Below are 25,969 nucleotides of genomic sequence, written 5' to 3' on the forward strand. Positions count from 1 at the left end.
ACGGATTTACCGTCGTCGGTGCTGGAAACGCAGCTCGACGCCACGGTCCCGGTCCGCAGCATGGGCAACGCACCGGTCACCGACCGAACCCACCGGATGCGCACAATCGACAAGCGGGACCCACGAAAAGCGCTCCCTAAAAGCACCGTGGACGTTCTGCGTGAGTTCTACCGCGCCGAGGGTCGACTGCCGGTCATCGTGCCGCTGGCCATCGGGGCCGAGGTCGCGGCCGAGGTGGGATTGCCGACGAGATTTCTGATGCCCCGGCCCCTGCGCGCAGAGCTTGTCGCGCGCTTCAAGCACGAACTGACGGAGATTTTCTAGTGACTACCGACGACACCCGCAGTCTGCGACTCTCACGCCAACACAGCGGACAAGCGCGGTGGGCATACCTGCTCGCCGAACATCATGCGAACGACGTCATGTTCGTTACCGGTCTCGGATGGTTCGCCTACGACGGGACCCGCTGGACCGAGGACCCGGACGGAGTGGTCGCTACTCGGCTACTGCTCGCACTACTCCGAGCGGGTCGCTCGCAGGAGTCCGTGGACAAGGACGCCCTGTCCGAGATTGCGTCCTGTGAGCGTGCGAGCGGACTTGCTGGAGTGCTCAGCATCGCGGCGAAGCTGCCCGAGTTTCACTGCACCGTGGCCGACCTGGACGCCGACCCGAACGTTCTCAACGTGGCGAACGGGACCGTTGACCTACTCGACGGGACATTGCGAGCGCACGACCCAGACGACCGAATAACGAAGGTCACACGCGCGGCATACCGACCCGAATCCCGTTCCGTGGCGTGGGAGAGATTTCTGAAGTCCTCACTGCCCGACGCCGAGGTTCGCACATTCCTCCAGCGATACGCCGGCTACGCACTGAGCGGCCGAGTAACCGAGCACATTCTGACGATCCTGCACGGAGAGGGCCGGAACGGTAAGGGAGTGTTCTACGGCGCTCTGAATCACGCGCTCGGATCGTATGCCGGCATCGGCGAGTCCGAGTTGTTCCTCGATCGCAGAGGCGCTCACACCACCGGCGAGATGGACTTGCGCGGACTGCGACTGGTCACGGTCTCCGAGACCGGACAGGGTGCACAGCTCGCCGCTGCGACGGTGAAACGACTTGTCGGCGGGGACAGGATCAAAGCGCGTCGGATGCACCGAGATTTCGTAGAGTTCGAGCCGAGCCACTCGCCGTTTCTCGTGACGAACCACCTGCCGAAAGTGCGCGGCGACGATCCGGCGTTATGGGCACGCCTGCGTGTGGTCCCGTTCGGCGTGGTGATCCCGGAGGCCGACCGAGTGAAGGACCTGCCGGCACGCCTGGAACTGGACGCGGACGCCGTACTCGCGTGGATGCTCGCCGGCAGACGCGACTACCTGGACCGTGGAGACCTCGCAGCTCCCGAGGCCGTGAAGGGTGCCACGGCAGGTTATCGGCGCGCGCAGGACGCAGTGAGCCAGTTCCTGGACCAGGTGATGGAAATCGACGCCGACGAGAAGGCCCTCCTGTCCACGGTCTACAGCCGGTGGACCATGTGGGCCACCAAGAACGAGCAGCCGCCTCTGGCGAAGAAAGCTTTCCGTGAGGCACTGGAAGCCCGGAACGTGCCCGTACGGATTTCGACCGGCAAGCAGAACTACGTGTTCGGCTACCGACTGCCGGAGCGAAAGCTGGTCCTCTCCTCCTCCCAGGATTGAACCGGAAATGCCCGGAGGGGAAAAAGGGGAATTGAAAACCTAATTCTCCATGTGTACGCGTAGGGCGATTACATATTGAAATCCCCTTTTTCCCCTCACCATTTGTGACCAGCACTAATAAGCACACCCTAAGTGGAAGAAAAGAGAGCATCGCATGAGCGCAACAGGATTCAACCCCAACACACCACCGACGAACGCGGACGACATCGCCCAGGAAATCGGTGAGGACGAGAGCCCCGATCTGCTCTCGGCTAGCGCAGTAGAGGCAGGGAACCGACTCGCAATGTCCGACGCCGGAGAACGCGACATGAGGGCCGTAGTCGGGACGACGCAAGTGGGAGCCCGAGAGCGCGACTTGCGACTCTCGGAAGACCGAGCAACAGCCGAACGTGCACGCGCCCAGATCGACGCACAGCGCGGTGGACCGACGATCTCGACCGTACTGTGCGGAGAGGCCGGCGAGGCCGTGAGCGAGCTTCTACGGCTCGATGACATCGCACGGCAGTCATCGGCCATCGAACACCGCGTAAACGCCGAGGTCGGCGAACTGGAGGCGGCGAAGGCCAAAGCGGCCGAGGATGCCCTACTGGACGGACTTCTGTCGGAAGGGTGGGATGCCAGCGCGTCGAAGAGGGCCGTACCGCCGATCCTCACGCCCTTCATGGCGCACAACGAGCATCAGCGGCCCGTGGGTCGGCCGGAAGGCTTCGCCGTGGACGTGCGCACTCGACTCCGCCGCCAGCACGCCGAACGCAACGCCGAGCGGGTTCGCAACAACCGTGAGAGCATCGAAAAGCTGCTCAGTTCTCGCACACTGTCGATTCTCGATAGCGCCGGTACGGCAGCGGACGCCCTTGAGCCAGCGGGCCTATCGGTCGACGCCAGCGCAGAAGACATCATCGAGCAAGACGACCCGGCGGTCTCGGCAGCCTGGCGAGCATGGCGGGAAGCCGTGGTCCGGTGGACCGAGGTCCAGTCGACGCGCCGTTGGCTCGCAGTGGCGCTGTCGAGCGGGTTCGATCCGAAACGGCCTCTGGAGTTGCTGAACGACACAGACGCCGAACGGATTTCGTGGGAGCGGCAATTCGTGGGAGCCGAGGTAGGGGTCCGTATAGAGGGGTCCCATATGGCCCTTGTCTGGTGGCTCGCACATGGCAGGCCACCGGCCGCAGGGGTAGCGGCACTGGACGAAGTGGAGGCAGCACGGTGACCGCCAAGAACCGAGGGGTTGGTCGTTACCTGTCCGACGACCATCACGTAGCTGCGACGTTGCGAGCGAAGAAAGCACAGCTCGAACGCGACGAACGTAAACGGGAACACGAGAACTCGATGGCCATCAAGAGAAGCAAGCGCGAAGCCGATCGGCAGGCCGAGGCCGACATGTCGCACGGAGTCTCGCAGGTGGAGGCTGGTCGAGGCGAGAGCGGTGGGTCACCGATCAAGAATGCTCAGCGTCGCGAGAACGCCGGCAGAGGGTTCGGCCGGTACTTGGACAACTGACAGCAGCCGACGCCTCAGCGTGGCGTACAGCCCCGGCATTCCATCGCGGAGTGTCGGGGCATCGTCGTCTCGACCCCAGGGGGTCCACCTCCCCCCGCCCCCGTTCACGGAAGGCAGCCCCGTACTCCGCTTTCTCACCTGCCCGGTTCGGAAAGTATGCCCTCCCAGGCCAGATATAGGCTCTGAGCAGGCGTTTTGCCGCACCTAGAGGCCCTCCACATCGACCGTGGAGCGACGTCCCACCCACCAGCGGGGCGAACTCCACTGGCGCTTAACGCTTTTCGCTAGATCAAGCGGGTTGGACACCAGAGGGAAGCACCAGCGGGCAAACTTTTGACAGCGCCGATACCGTAGTTTCGAGCGCCTAATCGGGTGCTCGAAGACGTCGAAAAGGATTGCGCGCCATGCCTATCACTCCACCAAGCGCCAGCACCAAGACTGAGCATCTCGCCGCCGCCGAGGCCGCTCTCGCGAAGGCGTACCGTCTCGCCGACAAGTCGTACGAAATCTCCCCCGACTTCCACGCCCTGCTCGCGTCGCTGCACCTCGGCATTGCGGGGCTCAAATGACCGCCGAAAGTTCGCAGGAACTGCGACGGATTTTCGTCGCGAAGGCCACCGACGCGGCACTCATCCTGGACGACGACGACCTGGTCGTTCTGGACCAGGCGTGCGCTGTCGCCGACATCCTGAAGCAACTGGACGCCGACATTTCGGCGAACGGGGTGACGACCACGAACTCAGCGGGAACGGTGAAGGTGAACGCCGCCGTAGTGGAATCGCGACAGCAGCGAATCGCGCTGACTCGCCTCATGGCCGTCATGGACCAGCGGATCAATGCCGCCCGAGCGGGTGTGCCGTCCACCGGCCAAGGCGGTGTCCGAGGCGTGCATGTGGGCAACGGACGGCCGAACCAGGCCCGCGACGCCACACGCCAGCGAGGCGACAAATCGCGCGGACGGGGAGCCTGATGGCGCGCGCCGCCACACCCGCTGAATTGACACCGAACGCCGACGAGCTGACCTTCGCCGACGTGCCGGCGAACTTTCGCCCGAGCGCCTGGCGGTACTGGCATCGGCGCTGCGTTCGCCAGGCCGACGAGAGCTTCGAGACGTGGCGCATGCGATGCGACGAGACCCACTGGGAGGCATACGCGGCGTGGCTCATCGAGAAAGGTCTCGTGGCAGACGGCACGCCGATCGATGGACCGCACTCGATGGGTGTCGCTGTGGCGGGTTGGCGCTGGAGCGAACTGATGGCCTGGGAGGGTCCGCAGTGACAACCGACAACGCGGCCGAGGGTACCGAGGTCTCGCTCATCGTGCCGGCGACGTGTCCACGCGGTCACGTCCTGGAGCCGCGCACCGTGACACTCGATATCCGAATCGTTCAACACACCCGCACGAGTCGCCGGCTGGACGCGGTCGGATGGCGGTGTGTGTGTTGCGTCCGTGCAGACGTGTTTACGGCCCACACCGGCCAACCTGCGCCGGCCGAGATATTGCGCGCCGACAACTTTTGCCGGCAGCAGGGGTGGTCCAGCTCCAGCGGGTGGCACAAGCGGGTCCGTTTCGGCAGCGGAAGACAGTTCACCGACCGTGACGACACCCCCGACAAGACCGACAAGAAGAAACGGAATCCGAACGTGAGCCACTTCGACCCCACGTCTAGCGCAGCCCTGCGAGGCGTCAACGTTCAACGCCGAGCGGCCGAGCCGACTTGGCGGGATTTTCTCGACCCCTACGAAGTGCCGACCGAGAGCGACCGTCACGACGTCGAAGAACTCGGACTCGACGCGTGGAGGGACGCCCGCGCATATCGGCGCTACCGCCAGACGCGACACGGCAACGCGGCATGACCGGAGGGTATGTCCGACGAGAACGGAAGCGCCCGCCGATCATCGCCGTCTCGGATAGCACAGGGATAGCAGTAGCGCCGGGACGCGACGGGAATCCGAGTGATGCACCGGGAGCACTAAGCAGGATGATCTGCACTACAGTCGATTTGAGGGCGCGTTCGTGAATCGCCAGGATCGGCCGGGAACATGAAAATATAACTCATAATCCATTGGTCGCGGGTTCGAGCCCCGCCCGCCCCACTCCAGCGGTCTTCCCATAAAACTGTTGCACGAATTCGGCAGTTCATCCCCGAACATCGGCCAATGCGGACGCAGGATGTCCTCGAGGGTGGGCACACTGACGAGATGTGCAACCACAGCGCGATAACACCACGAGCAAGCAAGTGACTGCGTCGGAGTGGCAGTCGGCGTCCGACCACCCACCGACGTGGAAGTTCGACTACCCGATCATTCACGCCGAAACTCGGACGCAGTGGCGCACCTGGCTGGCGGACAATCACAGCTCGACCCGAGGCGTGTGGCTGTGCTCCTGGCGGAACACCCTCGACCGATCCCGCTGCGCGTACCCCGATGCCGTCGAGGAAGCCATCTGCTTCGGTTGGATCGATTCCACCAGCAGCATCCTCGACGACGAGCGCAGCCTGCAGATGTTCACGCCGCGCAGGCCCAAGAGCCAGTGGACCCGTCTGAACCGGAAACGCGCCGCCGATATGGAAGACCGTGGTCTCATGACCGACGCGGGTCGCCACGCCATCGCTGCGGCGAAATCCAACGGCTGGTGGACGATTGCCGACCAAGTCGAAGACCTGGTGGAACCACCCACGTTGGCGACGGAGCTGAACAGAGATCCACGCGCTAGAAGCAATTGGGACGGCTTTCCGCCCAGTGCTCGCAAGCAGATGCTGTGGTGGATTGTCAGCGCCGTGCGAGAGGACACTCGCGTAGGTCGAATCACTCAGGTCGTCGCGGAGGCCGCGGCCGGTCGCCGAGCCCGCGGCTGAGTGCCGTCGACCGAGGTCAAGTCAGCACTGCTCTTCGGTACAGCCGCGACCAATACACCAGCAGCACAGCAGCATTCGCCCCGAACCACACCCACGTGAGAAACGCCGCCACCACGCCGATGACGAAGAAACCCAGTACCAGTGCCACGACCCAGGCGAGGACGAAGGCAACAATCGTGACGACTGCCGCGACTGCGCACCGCCCCGGGGACCGCCGGACCGTAGCCGACGCAGCACGGAACGGATGTCGTTGCCCGTCGGCCACTGCCGGAAGCACCAGCAGCACAACCAGAATCACGATGACCGGAAGCAGCGGGAAGAGAATTGCGGAGGCAACGGCCACAAGAGTCAGCACCACGCACCACACCAGGACGCGCGGCCGTCGCCATGCCCGACCCCACACACCGCGGACGTTGCCGTCCACCACATCGAGTGCCGTCGACGCGGTGATCCACAGTGCCAGCACCACGGTGACGGCCGAAACGACGACCAACGCGGCGAAACCGAGAGACGCCGTCGGCACCGGATCCCCGGCCACAGTCAGCGCCTGAATCAGAGCCGATACGACGACTACGGCAACAAGAACTGCACTTCCTCTCACGGTGCACCGACCGTCGAGTTGCGGTCGAGCACGTCCTGCACGGAGCCCGAGTACAGGACGTTCGTGCCGACCCTCACCTCGACGGTGCTCGCGTCGTCCGACGTGGCCGAACCGGTGATCGTCTCGTTGTCGGTGGTCTTCCCGACACATTCGATGTCGGCTCCGGTACCCGAGCACACCGGCGCGACCAGTATCTCGATTCCCTTCTCGAACAGGACGTCGTTGACGGCGTAGCGGAGGTCCCCGAGTTCGGCACCGCCGACCGGCGCGAGCGCAGCAGTCTGCGAGCACCCCGCGCTCGCCACCAGGACCGCACACACCAGAAGAACTTTCCCGCGAAATCCGCTCATCGGCCCTGCCTCGTCTCGTAGGCGATCAGTCGCGCATGCTCGTCCAGGTGCTGCTGCTCGAGGGCGGCGTCGGTGATGGCACTCAGATCGAACGGTGCCGGCAAGAGCAATTCGGTGTTGCGATCCAGACGCGACCCTCGACGCATCAACGGATTCTCGGCCCAGTCGTTGGCCGCCAGTTCGCGACTGCGCGACGCCAGATCCAGGTAGCTGCCACTGTTTCCGGGTGTGATCGGCGACGCGTGATCGAGCACCGTGGTGAACAGCGACAGAGTTCCGTCCCGATTGTCGACGATCTCGACCACCTGCTGCTGCTGCGGGAAATCTATGCACGACGCGGTGGTGATCTCCCAGAATCCGCGTCCGCCGCTCGAATGCGCCAGAATCTGGTTCTGATGGGTGTGGCCGTTGAGCCAGCCGATCACCACGGGATACTTCAACATCAGATCGATGAATTCGTCTGCGCCGTAGAGCTTCACCGATTGCCCTGGCCTCTGTGCTCGGTTCTCCAGCGTGAGACTGTTGTGATGGGTGTAGATCAGCACGAGCTTGCGCTCGGCCTGCGCTTTCTCCAATTGCTGAGTGAGCCAGTCGAATTGATTCTCGGGCACCGCACCGTCGGGGCCGGCGACGGCGTTGCAGGTGTCGAGTCCGAACGTTCGGATGTTCGGGGTGGGGTCTGCCGCCCACCACGTCTCACCGGAATCGAGATTGTGCTGGGTGAAGCCATGACCGATCGGACCCGGCGTCGGAGTGGTCTCGAAATGCTCCTGCATGAACTCACGTTGCTCGAACAGGTACCGTGCCGGGTCGGCCGACACCGCCCGAAACCCCGATCGCGCACCCGATCCCACGCCGAGCGCATCGACCATCCGCTGCAGTGGACTGGCAGTCGAGGCATAGCCGGCGAGGGCCGAGGTGGCCGTCGCCTCGAGGGTGTACGCCTTGCGACCCCCGACGGCGAGCGCATGCAGTTGCGCGGACAGATCGAATGTGCCGAGCAACAGCGTGTCGTGGTTGCCGTAGACCGAGTACCACGGCACGGGCAGCCCCACCGATTCGACGGTTCCCGACATCGCCTGGGTGAGAAGGTCGGGAAGCGTCGGGAATCCGTAATCGCCGAACGACCCTCCCGAAGGATCACCGGGTCGGTAGGCCCACTGCGCCTCCGGCCAGGCCTGAACACCCTCGAAGATGTCCGCGGCCCCACTCGTCGGCCGGACCGGTACGCCGTCGAGAACGTCGATGTACCAGCGTAATTCGAGGTGCGAATGCATGTCGGCACTGTCCCCGGTGACCACGGCAGCCCCCATCGGTGCGCCGGTGACCGGGCTGATCCGCGCGTCCGCGAATGCCTTCACCATCGCCGCGGTGACGTGCACGGTCAGCGGGTCCTGCGGATGGAACGCCGAACCCCAAGCGGCGTGGTCGGAGACGATCATGGGCTCGATGCGGCCGGGCGATTGGGCGTCGATGACGTGCATGTCCGACAGGTGCCCGAGGTAGAGCAGCGACCGTCGCGACTGCACCCTCGACGGGTTCGGCGCTCGTCCGAGAACGTCGAGGCGTGCGACGTACGGCTCCCCCGGACCGGCACCGAGCACGCGGTACTTCCCCGGCCCTGTCGAGGATCGCAGGATCGTCTGCGCGAGAGTTCCGGTTCCGCCCGCGTCCACGGGCTGGGCGTGCGCCGCAAGAGCCTGACCCAGCACGTGGGGTGCGATCCCCCACACCGCCGCGAGTGTCCCCACTCTCGCTACGAATTGTCTACGCGACAGCCCGGTCATGGAACTCCTCGGATCCGAAAACGGCACCACGTGCGCCTCGCATCCGACGAGGTGACTGCCTATTTTTACAGGGCAGACCGCAGATCGGCTCGATTTCGCCGCGTTCAGGGCACGACGGTCACCGGCCACCGTCCCGCTTTGACCAATCGCACCGCCACCGAGCCGGCGATTCGGTGTCCGGCAGTCTCGGACGCCCCCACCACGACGGCGTCGGTACGCAATTGCTCTGCCACGGCGATCAGCCCGTTGTACGGGTCGCCCTGTGCGGTTCGGAACTCCCACCGCACGTGCTCCCGATCCCCGAACCGGGCGGCCGACGTTCTGATGTAGTCGAGCAGTTCGTCGGCTATCTGTTGACCGGTTTCGACAAGTGAAATGCCTGCCTGGCCCCACGAGGCCGTCGCAATGGGTTGCACGTACACCAGCACCAGCAGCGACCGCTGCCTACGGGCGAGCCCTGCCGCATAGGCAGCAGCGCGCCAGGACGAATCGGACCCGTCGACGCCCACCACGATCGATTTCGGTCCGTCGTGGCCGTACTCGAACCCGGTGGACTCCTGCGCATCGCTCACGACCTGAGGCTACTGCCGAGACCCGACTGTTCGTACCCCCAGCCGCCTGGCGGTACGGTAAGGAGCACCTACGCCCGGTTATCGGGGAGACGGTTCCACACGCGACGGGAGAAGCAATGAACGACGACCGACAGTTCGACGCCCCGTCCACCGACCCGGCTACTGTGTTCGCGGCCCTGGCCGACATCGTGTACCGAGGCACCACCGCCGAAGAGGTCTACACTGCACTGTGCAATGCGGCCACGCTGTTGGTCCCGCATTGTGACCACGCCAGCTTGATGTTGATGCGCCATGGAAAGGCTGTCACGGTCGCAGCCTCGGACGACATCGCGCGTGTCGTCGACGATATCGAGCGCGCTACCGGCGAAGGACCGTGCCTGGACGCGATCACCAGCGAGGCAGCCCAGCTCGAAGCCGACTTCCGCACTCCCACCCAGTGGCCGGCGATGGCTCGCGGTGTGTTGAACCGGACGCCGGTACGAGGCGCGATGGGATTTCGGCTCAAGGTCGACGAACAGAAGGTGGGCGCGCTCAACCTGTTCACCGATCGTCCCGGCGTCTTCGGCTCGGACAGTGTGGACAAGGCAGTCATTCTGACGGCTTTCACCTCCATCACCGTCGCCGCCGTCATGAACGGCGAAGAAGCGTCGACGCTGCGCGCCGGCCTCGAGAGCAACCGTGAGATCGGCAAGGCGATCGGCTTGATCATGGCCCTGCACGACGTGAACGGCGACGAGGCGTTCGCGTTGTTGCGCAAGTCTTCCCAGGATCTGAACGTCAAGATTGCCGATCTCGCGTCCACCGTGGTCGCGCGACACAGCAAAGGCCTGAAGGGCTGATCGGCAGCGCTCAGTGTGCGCCCTGAACCTTTTTGGGAAGCGCGAAGACCAACGCCAGCGCAATCACACTGAACGCTGCGCTGACAGCCATTGCCATGGCTGCTCCGTGTAGAAAGCCCGACCCGACGGTGTCGGGCCCGGTGATCTCGAGCGACCCGAACAGCACGCTGCCGATCACTGCGATGCCGATCGCCGAGCCGACGCGCTGCATCGTGGAAATGACGCCGCTCGCGGCTCCCGCGTCGTCGCGATCGACGGTCGCGACGATGAACTGCGCGTTGGGTGCGATGAACGCACCGTTGCCGAGACCCGCGATGAACAGTGGCACCATCAGCGTCCAGTGCGAGATCGTGTCGGCGGAGCTGGTCGCGAGGATGATCCACAACCAGATGAGCCCGATCGAGACGAGGGACGCGCCGAGTATCAGAACGGTACGCCCGAGTCGGATCGTCAGCCTGTTGCTCTGCGAGGCGGCGATGATGCTGCCGATCGCGAAGGGTATGGACACCAGGCCCGATGCCAGTGCCGTGTTGCCGAGTCCGGTCTGCCACAGCAACGAGATGGTGAAGAAGATGCTCGTGAAGGCAGCGAAGTAGACGAGCGCGAGGATCACGCCTCCGGTGAACGCCGGACGGGTGAACAATCGCGGTGGTACCAGCGGATTCTGTCCGCGGCCCGTCCGAATCACTTCCCACCAGCCGAACAACGCGATCAGACCGAGTCCCGCTGCGATCGTCAGGTAGGTCCACAGGGGCCAGCCCAGTTCCTGGCCCTCGATCAGCGGAACGAGCAGCGCGATGAGACCCGCGGAGATGAGCACCAGTCCGAGCCAGTCGATTCCTGGGCGCGCAGCCGGTTCGGTATCGGTCTTGCCCGGAAGTAGCACTGCAGCCGCGACGAGACCGACGATCCCGATCGGCAGGTTGACCCAGAACACGAGCCGCCAGCCGTTCTCGTCGCCGAAAGCCTGGATGATCAGGCCGCCGGCGATGGGACCGAGCGCGGTCGACACTCCGATGACGGCACCCATGATGGCGAAGGCCTTGCCCCGCACCGGCCCTGGGAACAACAGCTGGATGAACGCGGTGACGGCGGGAACGAACATGCCGCCCGCCAAGCCCTGAACGACTCGCGCGACGACCAGTTGCAGATCGTCCTGAGCCAGCCCGCACGCGAAACTCGCGAGGGTGAAGAGTGCCAGACCGGTGAAGAAGACCCACTTGTGACCGATGCGGTCGCCTACCTTGCCCGCCGGGATGAGAGCCAATCCGAACGCAAGTGCGTACCCCGAGATGATCCACGACAGAACCGATTCCGACGCTTCCAACGTGGTGCTGATCGTCGGCAGTGCCACGTTGACGATGGTGGTGTCCAGCAGCGCCATGAACATGCCCAACAGCAGGACCACGAGCGCTTTCCAGGCACGTGCGGGCACCTCCGTCGAGGGTGGTGTTGCTGAGGCAATGCTGTCGGTCACAGTGCTGTCCTTCGTCGTTGTCGCCGAGCAGTATCGGCCGACCGATTCTCGGTCACTGTCCGATCATTGCCGACGCGACGAAGACCCACGACAGTCCTGTGGCCAGAACCACGAACCCCGATGCCACTATCCGGCCGCCCCACACTGTCTCCACGAGAGCAGTCTCCGCGTGAGCGGTCACCCCTGCCGTACCCGTAGGTGTCATGATCTGTTTCCCACTCTGCATCCGCGACTCTCGCCATTTCCGGCCGGTGGATACCCCGGGAACCCGCACCGAAACTACGGTGCTGCGACAACCGCCTCCACCGCGTCCAGAAAGGGGTGCTGGGAGGCGAGCAGTTTCGTTCTCGCCTGCGCCAGCGGAAACCACTCGACGCGATCGACCTCGGGAAACGACTTCATGAGACCGGATTTCGGCGGCCATTCGATCTCGAATGTGTTGCTCACCGCATTCGAGACATCCAGATCGGCCTCGACGCCGAACGCGATGACGATCTTGCCGCCGCGCTGCCTGACGGTGCCGAGTTCGATGTGTTCTCCGGCCGGCACATCGACACCGACTTCCTCTCGGAATTCCCGTCGGGCCGCCGTCCAGGGGTCTTCACCATCGGTGATCAGCCCCTTGACGATGGACCAGGCTCCGTCGTCCTTACGCGCCCAGAACGGTCCTCCGGGGTGAGCGATCAGGACTTCCGGACCGTCGACACCGACGCGATACAACAGAATTCCTGCACTGGTGTGGACCATCGCCTCAGCCTGCCATCAATTCGGAGGGAGAAGTCCTTCGCGCCGTCGTGCCGCGAACCCGGGTAACAGTTATTGTCTACCGATGCAGGAGCGTGCAGCGTCCACCAGGCAGGCCGTACTCCAAGGAGCCGCCGCCAGTTTCGAGAAGTTCGGTTACGGCACAGCAAGTTTGAGCACGATCATCGCCCATGCCGGGGTCAGCAAAGGCGCGATGTACTTTCACTTCTCGTCCAAGGAAGATTTGGCGCAGGCAGTTATCGACGCGCAACTGTCCATGGCGGCGAGCGCGAGTGCCCTCATCATGGAGCGGACGCCGAAGGCATTGGATGCCTTGATCCTGGTGAGCAAGGAATTGGGACGCCAACTGCAGACCGAATCCATCGCCCGCGGGGGTATGCGGTTGACGCTGGAGTCGGCCATCGCCGACAGCCCCAATGCGCGCGCATTCGAGGACTGGATCGGCAAGATGGGTGATCTGGCCGCACGTGCTCAGGCCGAGGGCGACATCGTCGACGGTATCGACGCGCACACGCTCGGTCGATACATCGTCGCCTCGTTCACCGGCGTACAGACGGTGTCGGAGATGTTGACCGGACGCGCCGATCTACAGCAGCGGCTGACCGAGATGTGGCAGATGTTGCTGCCCTCGGTGGTGCCGCGCCGACGCCTCCCGCGCGTGATGACAGTCGCCGAAGACGCCCTTATCGACTGGAGCGATCGGTAGGGGCCAACCACGGTTCGGACGTCACCGTGACGGACATCGCCGACAGCACCTCGCCGTCGTGCTCGAACTGAATACGAAAGACGCCGTCGGTGGAGTCCGTGTCGACGATCACCGTGCACGGGTTGGTCCACTCGGCGAATCCCATGAATCTCACCTCGCAGGAGGTGAAATCCAACGTCGGTGTTTCGGTCGCCAGACGCAGAGCCTGACGGGCCGCCTCGAGCATCGTCACTCCCGGCAGATACTCGACCGAATGGTCGAACATCGCCAGGTTTCGCGGATCCGGCGCGACGACGATGGTGCCGTCGGATGTGTGCCGTGCCAGCACCACGTCGGACGGATCGAGACGGCCGACGGAGGACGCCGGGACCACCTCGGTTCCGGCCGGCAGGAAACGGAAGTGGGGGTCGGCAACGGTCGACTTGCGGAACTGCGAATACACCTCGGGTCCGATGGTCCGCACAGACGCCGTCCCCGACGCGACGAGGTGGGTGCCGTTCAGTAGTCGGGCAGACAGCTTCATGTTGTCCAGCGACTCGTTCTCGAACGTCACGTCGGTCGTGATCGACTCTGCGACAAGCGAATCGTCGATGTCGTCGACCGAGAGCGGGTCCAGGATCTCGAAACGGGAGTGCTCGATGAACACCACGTGATCGAGTGGCACCCCGTGGTTGACGTGGCAGAAGAGGCTGATCGCTTGGCGCAGAGCCTCGGCCACCATCAACGAGTCGTGGGTTCGGCGCACCGGCGCGAACATGCGATGCGACGTGGGGAACTGAACGGCCGCCCGATGGGTTCCCTCGACGGTCTCGTAATCGGTCAATAGAACGTCGCCCGGCGACCTCCGATGCACGAGGTGCCGTGGAACTGTTGCTGCGTAACTCAAACTCATGAAGCCCCTTAAAACCGACCGACCCGGCTTTTTATAGCACTGTTGAGCCACCGGGATCGCTCGTTCAGTATGTCGCGGGAGACCGACAAAACTGGCATCGGTCGAAGGGATTCATTCAATCGATATACAGAAATAACCGTCACGATCTGTTAACTAACTCGAACTCTCGGTACCACTTGTTTCGGTACGTTCACGAGCAGTGCCGGGCGGCTCGTGCGGCTCACTCCGGACAGCAAAAATCCCCGCCCGGGCGAACCGAACGGGGACTGCGCTCCCCCACCTGGACTCGAACCAGGAACCCTTCGATTAACAGTCGAATGCTCTGCCAATTGAGCTATGGGGGATTACCACGCGGCGTCACACTCTCGTGCGAGCCGTTGGAAACAATAGCGCACACCCCCTGCCGAGTACCAAATCGCCCTGCTCGAGGTTCGTCGGGCAAGATGGAAGAACAGCCGCACGCTCTATGGAAGGACCTACTGATGATTCGTTTGGTACTGGCGGCTGGAGCTGCTTATGTGCTCGGCGCCAAGGCAGGACGGGGCCGGTACGAGCAGATTCGCAAGACTGCGAACGCCGTTGCGTCGAGCCCCGCCACCAAGAAGGCGATCGAGGTCGGCCGTCAGAAGCTGTCCGATTCCCTGAACACGCAACCGCGGCTCGAGCCGATGCAGCCGATCGACGACGAGACCCAGGTCTTCGTTCCCCGCGATCAGCTGCGGCGCTAACCGACCTCGGCCACACTTCCGACGGCGAGCTCGAGCAGACTGCGGCGGTACTGCTCGAGGGCGATGAGGTCGCCGAACAGCGCGTTGTAGTCGTCGGGCTTCTCCACCGGTGACATGCGCTGCAGTTTCGATTTCAGTTCGGCCACCTGTTGGCCGACCCACACCTCCTGCAGCCGTGCGAGTACGCCCGAGATGTAGCGGGTGAGAGCGTCGTCGGCCACGCGCATCGGGTCGACGGCCAACTCGGTCACCAACGACACGACAACGGCGTCCTTGGCTTGTTTGGCCACGGCGTCGACCCACTCCCCTCCGCCCAGGCCTGCAGCGGTGCCGCCGGCAGCGGCCACCGCGTCGCGCACGGCCGAGTACGCCGGGTGATGAAAGCTTTCCGGCGGGAGCGAATCGAAGACCGTGCCTGCCATCGCAGGCATCTGCAGTACCGCCTTGAGGGCTTCGCGCTGCGGCCACAGAGACGGATCGGTGGGGTTGGGACGTGGAGGTCCCGTGGGGGCCTCCACGGGAGCAGCCTGACGCTTCTCGAACGGGACGCGTTTGCCGCTCGTGTCGCCCCTGGCACCCTTCTTCGCCTCGTCGCGCACTCGGGCGAGCACCATTGCGGTGTCGTCCCAGCCGGTCCACCCGGCCAACTGCCGGGCGTACTCGTCCCGCAACGACGCGTCCTTGATGCGGGCGACCACCGGGACGGTTCGCTTCAACGCCTCGACGCGTCCCTCTGGCGTGTCCAGATCATGCTCTCGCAGAAGTGATTTGACCACGAAGGCGAACATCGGGGTACGCCTGGCGACCAGATCGCGAACGGCGTTGTCGCCGGACTTCAGCCGTAGGTCGCACGGGTCCATTCCGTCCGGGGCGACTGCTACGAACGTCTGACCCGCGATCTTCTGATCACCCTCGAACGCCTTCATCGCGGCGGCCTGGCCGGCTTCGTCGCCGTCGAAGGTGTAGATCACTTCGCCGCGAAAGTAGCTGTCGTCCATCATCAGTCGACGCAGCATGGCCAGGTGGTCCTCGCCGAATGCGGTTCCACAGGACGCCACCGCAGTCTTGACGCCTGCCAGATGCATCGCCATCACGTCGGTGTAGCCCTCGACGATGACGGCCTGATGGGACTTCGCAATTTCCTTGCGCGCAAGATCGAGGCCGAACAACACCTGAGACTTCTTGTACAGCATGGTTTCCGGGGTGTTGATGTACTTACCCGGCATCGTGTCGTCGTCGAACAGCTTGCGCGCACCGAAGCCGATGACGTCGCCGCTCTGGCTGCGAATGGGCCACACCAGCCGGCGCCGGAAGCGGTCGATGGGCGTTCCGCGCTTGCCGGGTGTGGCCAGCCCGGCGTCGACGATCTCCTTGGCCTCGAAACCCTTGCCCAGCAGATGTTTGGTGAGGGTGTCCCAGCCGTCGGGTGCGTACCCACAGCCGTAGGCCAGGGCAGCGTGCCCGTCGAAGTTGCGTTCGGTGAGGTAGTCCCGAGCGGCCTGGGCGTCGGGACCGCTGAGCCTGCCTGCGTAGAACTCCTGCGCTGCCGCGTTGGCGGCGATCAGGCGCGCGCGGGTGCCGCGGTCGCGCTGAACCGACGGACCTCCGCCCTCGTAGGAGATCGAGTAGTTCAGCCGGTCGGCCAGTTGCTCGACGGCCTCGACGAACGATATGTGCTCGATCTTCTGCAGGAAGGAGTAGGCGTCACCGCCTTCGCCGCAGCCGAAGCAGTGATAGTGACCGTGATTGGGGCGAACATGGAACGACGGGGATTTCTCGTCGTGGAAGGGGCACAGCCCCTTCATGGAGTCGCCGCCCGCGCGCTTGAGCGAGACGTAGTCGCCGACTATGTCCTCGATCCGTGTGCGTTCGCGAATGGCGGCGATGTCGCGTTCAGGAATTCGGCCGGCCACGAAGGGCAGTCTAGTCCCGATCCGGACCTACCCACATTCGGTCGGCGGAGCGATCAGCCCCAGCTGGCCTGAGCTCCGAGTGACCGCTTGTCGATCAGTTCGAGTCGACTTTCGGTGTACGAGGCGATCTGGTCGACGACCACACGAGTGCGTTCCGCATCGCTGTCGGCCCGCTGCCACGCAGGCACCAGAATGGGGTCCAGTTCGCCAGGAGCAGAGCGCATCAACCACTCGGCGACGCGGTGGATACGGTCGCGTTGGCGCTCCTGGCGGATCTTGTGTCCGGCATCGGACATCACGTACCGCAACGCCATCGTCTTGAGCAGTGCAACTTCCGAGCCGACGATCGACGGCACCACCAGATCGGCGTCGTATCGGCTCAGCGGCGCAGTGCCGTACTTCTCGTGGGTGCCCTCGATGGCGGCGGTGGCGAAGCGGCCTACCAGTTCGCTGGTCATGTGCTTGAGCGCCACGGACGCAGCGAGAGTGCCGTCGTAGCGTCCGACCGCAACCACGACGGGCATCCTGGACAGTCGATCTGCGGCCTCGATCAGTTCCTCCACGTCGAGTCCGCGGAATTCCGAGACGCCGAGTTCGGCGAGGGCGCGTCGCTCGATCGGATCGGACAGCGCCCGTAGGTCGATGCGGGCGTCGATCACACCGTCCTCGACGTCGTGCACCGAGTACGCCACGTCGTCGGACCAGTCCATACTCTGCGCTTCGAGGCACTTGTGCTTGTCCGGAGCGCCGTCACGTACCCAACCCAAGATGGCGGAGTCGTCGTCGTAGGCACCGAACTTCGCGCCGGGGGCGGGCCTGATCCATGGATACTTGGTAGCGGCATCGAGCGATGCCCGGGTCAGGTTGAGTCCTGCGCTGCGGCCGTCGGAGTCGAGGATCTTCGGCTCGAGACCGGTCAGGATGCGCAGATTCTGCGCGTTGCCCTCGAACCCACCGCAATCCTGAGCCACTTCGTCGAGGGCGCGTTCGCCGTTGTGTCCGTACGGCGGGTGGCCGATGTCGTGCGCCAGCCCGGCGAGGTCCACCAGATCCGGATCGCTGCCGAGCCCCTCGGCGATACTGCGGCCGATCTGCGCGACTTCGAGCGAGTGCGTCAATCGCGTGCGCGGGGTGTCTCCGTCTCGAGGACCGGTGACCTGAGTCTTGTCGGCGAGCCTGCGCAATGCGGCGCAATGCAACACGCGCGCTCGATCACGTGCGAACGCGCTTCGATGCGAGGCGTTGTCTGCCCCGGCCCGCAGTCCCGCAGTCTTCGGGGGTTCGGTGACGAATCGTTCGACGTCGTGCGCCGAGTACGTGCCGGTCATCTACTGGCCCGCCGTGTAGGAGAAGTCCGCGGTGAAGTGGGTCAGCTGATACCACAGCAGAGCGCCTGTCTCTCTGGCGATCCCGTGCGCCTGCGATTCTCTGGTGTAGACCGCGGGCCCGGTGCGCGTGGGCGAAGTCCAGGCATCGAGACCGGCGTCGCGCGCCATGGTTCGGGTGCGTAGTGAATGCCACGGATCGCTGACCAACACCACCGACGAACTCCCCTGCTCACGCAAGACGTTGCTCACCGCCTCGATGCTCTCGAGGGTGTCCGAGCCGGTCTCGACGGCAATGATGGCGTCGGCAGGAACTCCCTGATCGATCAGATAGTTGCGGCCCGACGCGGCCTCGGTGAACAGGTCGCCCTCCTGCTTGCCACCGACGGTGACGATCTCGGGGGCGATTCCCTGCTCGTACAGCGACGCGGCCTGGGACAGTCGTGCCTCGAACACCGTCGAGGGCGTGCCGCTGTACTGCGCAGCGCCGAGTACGACGATGGCGTCGGCCTTGGAATAGTCGTCGATGCGCGCCACCTGCCATACCCGCACCGCTGTTCCCGCGACCAGCACCAACGACATCAGTACCACTCCCGCGACCAGCCGACCGGTCCAGCGGCCGAGCGTTCCGAAGAAGCCGAGGCGCTCGGGACCTGGGTCCGGGGCATACCGGTCGTCGTACGGATCGCCGTACGAATCTCGGTCGAGAGTTGAATTCACTCCTCGAGTTTGCCAGGCCCAGGCATCGGAACCGTCACGGCGCGCCTCGAACGACCTACAGCCACCCTCGATCCTCGGCCACCCGGACCGCCTCGGCCCTGGTACTGGTGCCGGTCTTTCCGATCGCCGACGACAGATGATTGCGCACCGTGCCCTCCGAGAGGTGGACCTGAGCAGCGATGGACCCAGCGGTCCCGCCCCTGGCAGCCGCGCGGAGAACCTCCTGCTCTCGGGCCGTCAGCGGAGACACGCCATCGGTGAGGGTTTCGGTCGCCAGCGTCGGATCGACGACGCGAAGCCCCATGTGTACGCGACGAACGGCGTCGGCCAGCTGCTTGGCGGGAGTGTCCTTGACCACGAAACCCGACGCACCCGCATCGATGGCGCGTCGCAGGTAGCCGGGTCGCCCGAACGTAGTGACGATCAGCACCCTCGACTGCGGGGCCACGAGCGCCAGTTCGGCGGTGACCTCGATACCGTTCTTGCCGGGCATCTCGACGTCGAGCAGGACGACGTCGGGTCGATGTTCGAGAACGGCGGCGGCAACTTCGTCTCCACGTCCCACCTCGGCGACGACCTCGAGATCGTGTTCGAGCCCCAGCAGGGCCGCAAGTGCGCCGCGCACCAGGGCCTGATCGTCGGCCAGCAACAACGTGATGGTCATCGCGCCTGCGTCCTATTCACCGTGTACCTCCACCCTGAACCCACCGGTCGGCACCCGGGCGATCGTCAGTGAACCACCCGCTGCCGTCACCCGTTCACCGAGACCGCGCAGACCGTTGCCGCCGGACTGCTGGTCTGCCGGTCCCACCCCGTCGTCGACGATGGAGATGCTCGACGCCGTCAGCGTCACCCGGCACTGCCGTGCACGCGAGTGTCGAACCACGTTGGTCACCGCTTCCCGGAGCACCCAGCCGAAGAGTTCTCGATGCCGCAGCGGCACCACGTCGGCGTCGCAGGGCAGATCTGCTTCGATCCCCGCCGCGGTCAAAGCCGTTCGTGCACTGGCCAACTCGGATCCGACGTCGACCTGGCGCATGCCCCCGACGGTACTGCGCACATCGGCGAGCGCTTGCCGAGCAAGGGTTTCCAACTCGGCGATCTCGACGGCCGCGCGGGCGGGGTCGATCTCGATGAGCCTGCCCGCCAGTTCGCTCTTGACGGTGATAACGGTCAGCGAGTGGCCCAGGATGTCATGCACGTCCCGGCTCATGCGCTCGCGTTCGGCCACGATGGCCAGATCGGCCAATTGTTGCCTGGCGACGGCCAATTCGTGATTGCGTTGGAAGACCTGCGTGATCCCCCACGCCGCGGCCGCGCTGATCAGCAGCTGAAATGCGAAGAAGGTGTCGGGCTCCCAGGACGAGATGAAGCGTGGCACCGCTTCGACGAGCGCGACCATCACCAACACCAAAACCCACGCTTGCCTGACCGGCAGGGTCATCATGGCCAGTACTGCGATGTAGACGGTCGCGCCGAATGCGGTAGTTCCGATCCATACGCTCATGAACACGGTCAGCGTGATCATGACTCCGAGCGCGATCCACGCCTGGGAGACCGGCAGCGGCTTTCCTCGGCGGTGTCCGTTGCGAAAACGCCAGAAAGTGGACGTGAACACGGCACCGAAGGCAACGATCGTCATGACCCCGGCAACCTTCGCCGGCGTGTATTCCAGAGCGAGGATGTCGTTCAACGGATAGATCAGGTACACCAGCCAGATGGCACCGAACATCCAGCCGAACCGCCAGATCCGTCCCTCGGGAAGGTCGGCGGTGAACGTGGTCATGTCGCCCACGGTATCTCTGTGGACGACATGATCAGCGGTTTCGGTCTCACGCACGCTTGGTGTCTTTCCGGAACAGTAGCGCCGCTCCGGCGACGAACACCGTCGCCCACACCACCAGGTTCACCACGGCGATCACCAGGGTGCCGGTGTCGGCCGAGGTGAACGGTGCCCTGGACACGGTCGCCAGGCCGTAGAGCGGGGTGAACTGGGCCAGCATCGGAAACCAGCCGCTGTCACCGAGCGGGACGAACAGTCCGCCGGCCAACGCCAGGAAAGCCAGCACCGGTCCGAGGATCTGCATGACGTTCTCCGAGGGCAGCAGGTAGCCCATGAACAGCCCGAACGCGGCGAACACTGCAGAGCCGAGCCACGCGATCACTCCGCAGCTGATCCACACCCAGATCGGCATGTCCGCTCCGAAGAACTTCGCGACGACGAACACCACGACGATCGCGGCGGCACCCATCGTCATGGCCACCAGGACCTTGGTGATGATGTAGGCCACGGGCTTCAACGGCGTCAGGCGGAGCTGCCTACTCCACCCCTGCGCCCGTTCGACCGACACCATCGCTCCCCCGCTCGTGGTCGCGAGCATCGCGCCGTAGACGGCCATGCTGATGGCGATGTAACCGGTGACGTTGCCGTGCGCGAACGGGTAGTTGGTCCGGTAGTCGGACTGCGTGCCGAAGATGACGAAGAACACCGGCGGCATCACCAACGTGAAGATCAGAGTTCGCTTGTTCCGGAAGAGCCTGCGGATCTCGAGTCCGAGGAAAGTCGGCGAGAATCCGCCCCAGGCAACAGCTCTGGCGGAGGTGCGGGTGGCTGCGGAGTGTGCGGTCGTGGTCATCGAATGCTCCCGGCGAGGTCGTTTGCGGCTGTGTCGTTTTCGGCTCTGTCGTTTTCAGAATCGGTGGTCAGGGCGAGGAATGCGTCTTCGAGGTTGCGCGAGACGATTTCCAGATCGGTCGCGTGCGCGTCGTTGAGTAGGTACCGGGCCACGGCGTCGGAGTCGCGTCCGTGCACGATCACCCGATCGCCACGTGTGTCGACGCGGTCCACCCCCGGCAGAGCCAGCAGCACCGACTGGTCGACGCCGGGCAGCGTGGCGGTGACGGTGCGTCCTGCCGCCAGGTTCTTCACCTCGGCGGCGCTGCCGTCGGCAACGATCTTGCCGTGCCGCACCAGCACGATGCGGTCTGCGTACGCGTCGGCCTCGTCCAGATAGTGCGTTGCGAACAGCACCGTGCGGCCGGTGCTGGCGTCCTGGCGAATGGCGTTCCAGAAGTCGCGGCGCCCCTCGACGTCCATGCCGGTGGTCGGCTCGTCCAGCACCAGCAGATCCGGATCGGGCAGCAGAGCGAGCGCGAATCGAAGCCTTTGCTGCTGACCGCCGGAGCATTTCGCCACTCGACGGTCTCCGATATCGGCGATGCCGGCCCGGGTGAGGACCTCCTTCACCGAGCGGGTGTGGGAAACAGCGCGGAGGTCAGCTCGACGGTTTCGCGGACGGTCAGATCGCGAAGCAGCCCACCGGTTTGCATGACGGCCGAGATGCGCCCCTGCGCGATGGCGTCGGCGGGCGTTCCCCCGAACACCGAGACCGTTCCGGTGGTGGGTGTCGCCAGGCCGAGCATCATGTCGATGGTGGTCGTCTTTCCCGCTCCGTTCGGTCCGAGGAATGCGACGACCTCGCCCGGTTCGATGGACAGGCTCAGCCCGTCGACAGCCCGGACCGAGCCGTAGGTCTTGGTGACGCTTCGCAGTTCGACTGCTTTCGTTGTGGTCATGGGAATCACTCTGCTGCGGCCGAGCGGCTCCGACCTCGTTCGGGCGTCACGATTGCGAGGTGACAACTGTCATGCATCCGGATCGACCTGCTCGATCTCACGGGCGCGCAGCCGGTAGATTTCAGGCCATGGCAGTCCAGCACCGGCGGCACACCAGCGCCCCAGTCGTTCGAGAAGCAATCCATCGATTTCGTCGTCTCGCCGCCGTGGGTGCTCTGACCCTCTTCGCCGCGGTCCTGCTCGCGCCGGGAGTTGCATCCGCCGAGGCTCCGTCGCGCCTGGCCACACAGATCACCGACAACGTCCAGGCCCTCGACCCGGATGCACTCGCCGAGGTGCAGACCACGATCGACGATCTCTACGGCAGCAGCCAGGTTCGGTTGTGGGTCACCTATGTCGCGGACTTCGACAACATGTCGGCGGCGAACTGGGCCGAGCAGACGTACCAGAGAAGTGACCTCGGTCAGCGCGACGTTCTGCTCGCCGTGGCCACCGTGGACCGTTCGTACTACCTCGCGGTGAACACCGGCCTGTCTCAGATCACCAGCTCCGAGCAAGATTCGATCCGCGTCGACGATGTCGAACCTGCACTGCGCGAGGAAGATTGGTCCGGTGCGGCCATTGCGGCAGCTGGTGCACTCGGCGACGCGTATGCCTCGAGCGGCAGCGGTGGCTCGTCGGCACCGCTGCTGATCGGCGTCGGCGCACTGGCCGTGGCAGGCGGCGGAGCCGTCGTCTACTCGTCGCGCCGCAAGAAGGCCCGAGTCGCGGCAGAGGTCGAGGCCGTGGCGAAGATCGACCCGAGCGACCCGGCCGCACTGGCCGCCTTCCCCATCGACGTCCTCGACACGCGGGCCAAGGAAATTCTGATCGAGACCGACAACGCGGTGCGCGCCAGCGAAGAGGAATTGAACCTCGCCCGTGGAGAATTCGGAGATTCCGCCGCCGCGCCGTTCATCACCGCCTACGACAACGCCAAGAAGGCCCTGGCCTCGGCGTTCGAGATTCGTCAGCGCCTCGACGACGCCATTCCGGAAACACCCGATCAGCGTCGCGCAATGCTCGTCGAGATCATCTCCTCGTGTGGCCAGGCCGATCGCGAGCTGGACTCGCGGGTGGAGGAATTCGACGGGTTCCGCGATCTTGTGATGAACGCCGACGCCCACCTCGACGAGCTGACCCAGGCTGTCGTCGGCTTGACGGTGAGAATTCCGCAGTCCGAATCGGTCCTTGCTCAGCTGCATTCGGACTTCTCCGAATCGGCGCTGAACTCGATTGCCGACAACGTCACGATGGCCAAGGAGCGCATGGCGCTGGCCGAGGAGAACATCGAGGCCGGACGCTCTGCGGCGGCACTCCCGCCCGGCAAGCAGGGGCCGGCGGTCACCGCGATTCGCACGGCCGAGCGAGCCGTCGACCAGGCCAAGACCCTGCTCGATGGCGTCGACCATGCCCGTGACGACATCAGGCATGCCATCGCAACCCTGCCCGACGCCATCGCGGACGTGCGACGCGACATCGAGCAGGCTCGTGGATTGGCCGAACACGGCGGGGCCGAACTGCAGGCAGCCATGACAGCCGCACAGACGGCATTGAAGAACGCGGAGACGGCGCAGTCCTCGGACCCTCTCGGCAGCTACACCGCCCTCGCCGAAGCCGATGCCGAACTCGAGAAGATCGTCGACGAGGCGTCGGCAGACAAGGCCGCCGAGGACCAACTTCGGGCCCGCCTGGATCGCGATATCGCGGCCGCTCAGGCGCAGATCACCGCCGCTGCGGACTACATCTCGACGCGCCGCGGCGGAGTGGGTGCCGACGCCAGAACGCGCCTGTCCGAGGCCGAACGACACCTCGGTGCGGCGCGTCAGCTCGAACCCGAAAACCCGGACGAGGCCCTCAAGCACGCGCACGCTGCCAGCCAATTGGCCTCGCGCGCATCGCAGATCGCCCAGTCCGACGTGCAGAACTGGGAGAATCGCCACGGTCCGCGCGGTGGCAGCAGCGGCGGCAACGTCGCCGGTGCAGTCCTCGGCGGCATCCTGATCAACAGTGTGCTGCGCGGTGGGGGTGGCGGCGGCTTCGGTGGCGGATTCGGCGGTGGCGGGGGCTTCGGCGGCGGTGGTGGCGGCGGCGGATTCGGCGGTGGCGGCGGCCGCTTCTAGTTTCTCGACAGACACACGACAGGGCCCGATCTCATCGCGAGATCGGGCCCTGTCGTATGTGTGAGGTTCCTACGCGCCGATCAGACGAGACGCGATGTAGCCCTCGACCTGATCGAGTGCCACACGCTCCTGCGCCATGGTGTCGCGCTCGCGGATGGTGACGGCGTGATCGTCGAGAGTCTCGAAGTCGACGGTGATGCAGAACGGGGTGCCGATCTCGTCCTGACGACGGTAGCGGCGACCGATGGCTCCGGCGTCGTCGAATTCGACGTTCCAGTACTGACGCAGTTGCTGCGCAAGATCTTTCGCCTTGGGCGTCAGATCGGCGTTACGCGAGAGCGGGAGCACCGCGACCTTCACCGGGGCCAGACGACGGTCGAGCTTGAGCACGACGCGCTTGTCGACGCCACCCTTGGCGTTGGGTGCCTCGTCCTCGGTGTACGCGTCGACGAGGAACGCCATCAGCGAACGCGTCAGACCGGCCGCCGGCTCGATGACGTACGGGGTGTAGCGGGTGTCGGTGGCCTGCTCGTAGTAGCTCAGATCCTGGCCCGACGCCTTCGAGTGCACCGAGAGGTCGTAATCCGTGCGGTTCGCGACGCCCTCGAGCTCACCCCACGCGCTGCCCTGGAAGCCGAACTTGTACTCGATGTCCACGGTGCGCTTGGAGTAGTGCGACAGCTTTTCCTTGGCGTGCTCGTAGAGCCGCAGGTTCTCCGGATCGATACCGAGGTCGGTGTACCACTTCATGCGGTAGTCGATCCAGTACTGATGCCACTCGTCGTCCTCGCCGGGCTTGACGAAGAACTCCATCTCCATCTGCTCGAACTCACGGGTGCGGAAGATGAAGTTTCCGGGCGTGATCTCGTTACGGAAGCTCTTGCCGATCTGGCCGATGCCGAACGGCGGCTTCTTGCGTGAGGTGGTCAGCACGTTGGCGAAGTTGACGAAGATGCCCTGTGCGGTCTCGGGACGCAGGTAGTGCAGGCCCTCTTCGTTGTCGACCGGGCCGAGGAAGGTCTTGAGCAGGCCCGAGAATGCACGCGGTTCGGTCCAGGAGCCGGGCTCACCGGTTTCCGGATCGCGAATGTCGGCGAGGCCGTTCTCCGGCGGGTGGCCGTGCTTTTCCTCGTAGGCCTCGATGAGGTGGTCGGCGCGGTACCGCTTGTGCGTGTGCAGCGACTCCACCAGCGGGTCGGAGAACGTCTCGACGTGGCCCGACGCCTCCCACACCTCGCGCGGCAGGATCACCGAGGAGTCCAGCCCGACGGTGTCGTCACGGCTGGTGATCATGTTGCGCCACCACTGCTTCTTGATGTTCTCCTTGAGCTCGACGCCCAACGGACCGTAATCCCAGGCCGACCTGGTACCGCCGTAGATCTCGCCGCACGGGTAGACGAGGCCTCTGCGCTTGGCGAGGTTGGCGACGGTTTCGACTTTGGACTTGGGTGCCACTGGCGGAGCTCTCCATCTTCGGTTACATCGTGTAAGAGGTGACGTGG

The 25,969-nt window shown here is 64.8% G+C and carries 29 protein-coding genes, 1 tRNA gene and 1 pseudogene; 13 read left to right on the plus strand and 18 right to left on the minus strand.

What is annotated here, in order from left to right:
* The first annotated feature begins 18 nt into the window (after positions 1-18).
* From QM590_RS03805 to QM590_RS03845, 9 genes are all read left to right on the plus strand, one after another.
* Positions 19-324: a hypothetical protein gene (locus tag QM590_RS03805; RefSeq protein WP_230555689.1), complete on the plus strand. Its 306-nt coding sequence runs from the start codon at positions 19-21 to the stop codon at positions 322-324.
* The gene (locus QM590_RS03810; RefSeq protein WP_269593829.1) at positions 324-1,697 is read left to right on the plus strand and encodes a DNA primase family protein; all 1,374 of its coding nucleotides are present in this window, start codon (positions 324-326) and stop codon (positions 1,695-1,697) included. Before QM590_RS03805 ends, QM590_RS03810 begins: the two co-directional genes overlap by 1 nt.
* A gap of 154 nt (positions 1,698-1,851) precedes the next feature.
* Entirely contained in the window at positions 1,852-2,907 is a 1,056-nt protein-coding gene (locus QM590_RS03815; protein WP_269593828.1) for a hypothetical protein, read from the plus strand.
* Positions 2,904-3,197: a hypothetical protein gene (locus QM590_RS03820; protein ID WP_269593827.1), complete on the plus strand. Its 294-nt coding sequence runs from the start codon at positions 2,904-2,906 to the stop codon at positions 3,195-3,197. Before QM590_RS03815 ends, QM590_RS03820 begins: the two co-directional genes overlap by 4 nt.
* A gap of 404 nt (positions 3,198-3,601) precedes the next feature.
* The gene (locus QM590_RS03825) at positions 3,602-3,766 is read left to right on the plus strand and encodes a hypothetical protein (RefSeq protein ID WP_179276619.1); all 165 of its coding nucleotides are present in this window, start codon (positions 3,602-3,604) and stop codon (positions 3,764-3,766) included.
* Positions 3,763-4,167 (plus strand): hypothetical protein, encoded by a 405-nt coding sequence (locus tag QM590_RS03830; protein ID WP_269593826.1) that lies wholly within the window; start codon positions 3,763-3,765, stop codon positions 4,165-4,167. The genes QM590_RS03825 and QM590_RS03830 overlap by 4 nt, the downstream gene beginning before the upstream one ends.
* Positions 4,167-4,475, plus strand: a complete 309-nt coding sequence (locus QM590_RS03835; protein WP_269593825.1) for a hypothetical protein — start codon at positions 4,167-4,169, stop codon at positions 4,473-4,475. The genes QM590_RS03830 and QM590_RS03835 overlap by 1 nt, the downstream gene beginning before the upstream one ends.
* Positions 4,472-5,053, plus strand: coding sequence for a hypothetical protein (locus QM590_RS03840; RefSeq protein WP_269593824.1), 582 nt, complete (start codon positions 4,472-4,474; stop codon positions 5,051-5,053). The genes QM590_RS03835 and QM590_RS03840 overlap by 4 nt, the downstream gene beginning before the upstream one ends.
* Positions 5,054-5,436: 383 nt before the next feature.
* Positions 5,437-6,054, plus strand: a complete 618-nt coding sequence (locus tag QM590_RS03845; protein ID WP_269593823.1) for a YdeI/OmpD-associated family protein — start codon at positions 5,437-5,439, stop codon at positions 6,052-6,054.
* Between the two features lie 16 nt (positions 6,055-6,070).
* Here the strand turns inward: QM590_RS03845 and QM590_RS03850 are convergent, their stop codons facing one another.
* The 4 genes from QM590_RS03850 to QM590_RS03865 all read right to left on the minus strand — a co-directional run bounded on the left by QM590_RS03850 (position 6,071) and on the right by QM590_RS03865 (position 9,364).
* A complete protein-coding gene (locus QM590_RS03850; protein ID WP_269593822.1) occupies positions 6,071-6,655 on the minus strand; it encodes a hypothetical protein in 585 nt (194 codons plus the stop codon).
* A complete protein-coding gene (locus QM590_RS03855) occupies positions 6,652-7,005 on the minus strand; it encodes a hypothetical protein (RefSeq protein ID WP_269593821.1) in 354 nt (117 codons plus the stop codon). The genes QM590_RS03850 and QM590_RS03855 overlap by 4 nt, the downstream gene beginning before the upstream one ends.
* The gene (locus QM590_RS03860; RefSeq protein WP_269593820.1) at positions 7,002-8,792 is read right to left on the minus strand and encodes a TIGR03767 family metallophosphoesterase; all 1,791 of its coding nucleotides are present in this window, start codon (positions 8,790-8,792) and stop codon (positions 7,002-7,004) included. The genes QM590_RS03855 and QM590_RS03860 overlap by 4 nt, the downstream gene beginning before the upstream one ends.
* 104 nt (positions 8,793-8,896) lie before the next feature.
* Entirely contained in the window at positions 8,897-9,364 is a 468-nt protein-coding gene (locus QM590_RS03865; RefSeq protein WP_068052281.1) for a universal stress protein, read from the minus strand.
* Between the two features lie 116 nt (positions 9,365-9,480).
* On the opposite strand from QM590_RS03865, the gene QM590_RS03870 reads away from it, so the two are divergent.
* Entirely contained in the window at positions 9,481-10,203 is a 723-nt protein-coding gene (locus tag QM590_RS03870; protein ID WP_269593819.1) for a GAF and ANTAR domain-containing protein, read from the plus strand.
* A 10-nt stretch (positions 10,204-10,213) separates the two neighbouring features.
* Here QM590_RS03870 and QM590_RS03875 read toward each other — a convergent pair whose 3' ends face one another.
* The 3 genes from QM590_RS03875 to QM590_RS03885 all read right to left on the minus strand — a co-directional run bounded on the left by QM590_RS03875 (position 10,214) and on the right by QM590_RS03885 (position 12,427).
* Complete coding sequence (locus QM590_RS03875) at positions 10,214-11,680, minus strand: DHA2 family efflux MFS transporter permease subunit (RefSeq protein ID WP_269593818.1); 1,467 nt, start codon at positions 11,678-11,680, stop codon at positions 10,214-10,216.
* 52 nt (positions 11,681-11,732) lie between these two features.
* A complete protein-coding gene (locus tag QM590_RS03880; protein ID WP_156516304.1) occupies positions 11,733-11,885 on the minus strand; it encodes a hypothetical protein in 153 nt (50 codons plus the stop codon).
* A 74-nt stretch (positions 11,886-11,959) separates the two neighbouring features.
* Positions 11,960-12,427: an NUDIX hydrolase gene (locus tag QM590_RS03885; protein WP_269593817.1), complete on the minus strand. Its 468-nt coding sequence runs from the start codon at positions 12,425-12,427 to the stop codon at positions 11,960-11,962.
* A gap of 82 nt (positions 12,428-12,509) precedes the next feature.
* Between QM590_RS03885 and QM590_RS03890 the strand changes: the two genes are divergently transcribed.
* Positions 12,510-13,151: a ScbR family autoregulator-binding transcription factor gene (locus QM590_RS03890; RefSeq protein ID WP_269593816.1), complete on the plus strand. Its 642-nt coding sequence runs from the start codon at positions 12,510-12,512 to the stop codon at positions 13,149-13,151.
* Here QM590_RS03890 and QM590_RS03895 read toward each other — a convergent pair.
* Together QM590_RS03895 and QM590_RS03900 are read right to left on the minus strand one after the other, a co-directional pair.
* Entirely contained in the window at positions 13,129-14,043 is a 915-nt protein-coding gene (locus QM590_RS03895) for an AfsA-related hotdog domain-containing protein (protein WP_094640179.1), read from the minus strand. The two genes, QM590_RS03890 and QM590_RS03895, sit on opposite strands and share 23 nt — an antisense overlap.
* Positions 14,044-14,314: 271 nt before the next feature.
* A tRNA-Asn gene (locus QM590_RS03900) sits at positions 14,315-14,387 on the minus strand.
* Between the two features lie 138 nt (positions 14,388-14,525).
* Between QM590_RS03900 and QM590_RS03905 the strand changes: the two genes are divergently transcribed.
* Positions 14,526-14,771: a hypothetical protein gene (locus QM590_RS03905; protein ID WP_068052299.1), complete on the plus strand. Its 246-nt coding sequence runs from the start codon at positions 14,526-14,528 to the stop codon at positions 14,769-14,771.
* Here the strand turns inward: QM590_RS03905 and dnaG are convergent.
* From dnaG to QM590_RS25925, 8 genes and pseudogenes are all read right to left on the minus strand, one after another.
* On the minus strand, positions 14,768-16,684 hold the full coding sequence (dnaG, locus tag QM590_RS03910) for a DNA primase (RefSeq protein WP_037193018.1): 1,917 nt from the start codon (positions 16,682-16,684) through the stop codon (positions 14,768-14,770). The two genes, QM590_RS03905 and dnaG, sit on opposite strands and share 4 nt — an antisense overlap.
* Positions 16,685-16,737: 53 nt before the next feature.
* A complete protein-coding gene (locus tag QM590_RS03915; RefSeq protein WP_269593815.1) occupies positions 16,738-18,012 on the minus strand; it encodes a deoxyguanosinetriphosphate triphosphohydrolase in 1,275 nt (424 codons plus the stop codon).
* Positions 18,013-18,729, minus strand: coding sequence for a YdcF family protein (locus tag QM590_RS03920; RefSeq protein WP_269593814.1), 717 nt, complete (start codon positions 18,727-18,729; stop codon positions 18,013-18,015).
* Positions 18,730-18,784: 55 nt separating this feature from the next.
* A complete protein-coding gene (locus QM590_RS03925) occupies positions 18,785-19,393 on the minus strand; it encodes a response regulator transcription factor (RefSeq protein ID WP_037193024.1) in 609 nt (202 codons plus the stop codon).
* Positions 19,394-19,405: 12 nt separating this feature from the next.
* Entirely contained in the window at positions 19,406-20,515 is a 1,110-nt protein-coding gene (locus QM590_RS03930; protein ID WP_269593813.1) for a sensor histidine kinase, read from the minus strand.
* Positions 20,516-20,561: 46 nt separating this feature from the next.
* A complete protein-coding gene (locus QM590_RS03935) occupies positions 20,562-21,365 on the minus strand; it encodes an ABC transporter permease (RefSeq protein ID WP_149406193.1) in 804 nt (267 codons plus the stop codon).
* Positions 21,362-21,874, minus strand: coding sequence for an ATP-binding cassette domain-containing protein (locus QM590_RS25920; protein ID WP_502942408.1), 513 nt, complete (start codon positions 21,872-21,874; stop codon positions 21,362-21,364). Before QM590_RS25920 ends, QM590_RS03935 begins: the two co-directional genes overlap by 4 nt.
* Before the next feature lie 15 nt (positions 21,875-21,889).
* Positions 21,890-22,305: pseudogene (locus QM590_RS25925) on the minus strand (ATP-binding cassette domain-containing protein); the annotation flags it as partial.
* A 128-nt stretch (positions 22,306-22,433) separates the two neighbouring features.
* Between QM590_RS25925 and QM590_RS03945 the strand changes: the two are divergent.
* Positions 22,434-24,467, plus strand: coding sequence for a TPM domain-containing protein (locus tag QM590_RS03945; RefSeq protein WP_269593812.1), 2,034 nt, complete (start codon positions 22,434-22,436; stop codon positions 24,465-24,467).
* Positions 24,468-24,536: 69 nt separating this feature from the next.
* Here QM590_RS03945 and QM590_RS03950 read toward each other — a convergent pair whose 3' ends face one another.
* A complete protein-coding gene (locus QM590_RS03950) occupies positions 24,537-25,922 on the minus strand; it encodes a glycine--tRNA ligase (RefSeq protein ID WP_094640185.1) in 1,386 nt (461 codons plus the stop codon).
* Between the last annotated feature and the right edge of the window lie 47 nt (positions 25,923-25,969).

It is taken from the genome of Rhodococcus sp. IEGM 1372 (assembly GCF_030056835.1).
Lineage (GTDB): Bacteria > Actinomycetota > Actinomycetes > Mycobacteriales > Mycobacteriaceae > Rhodococcoides.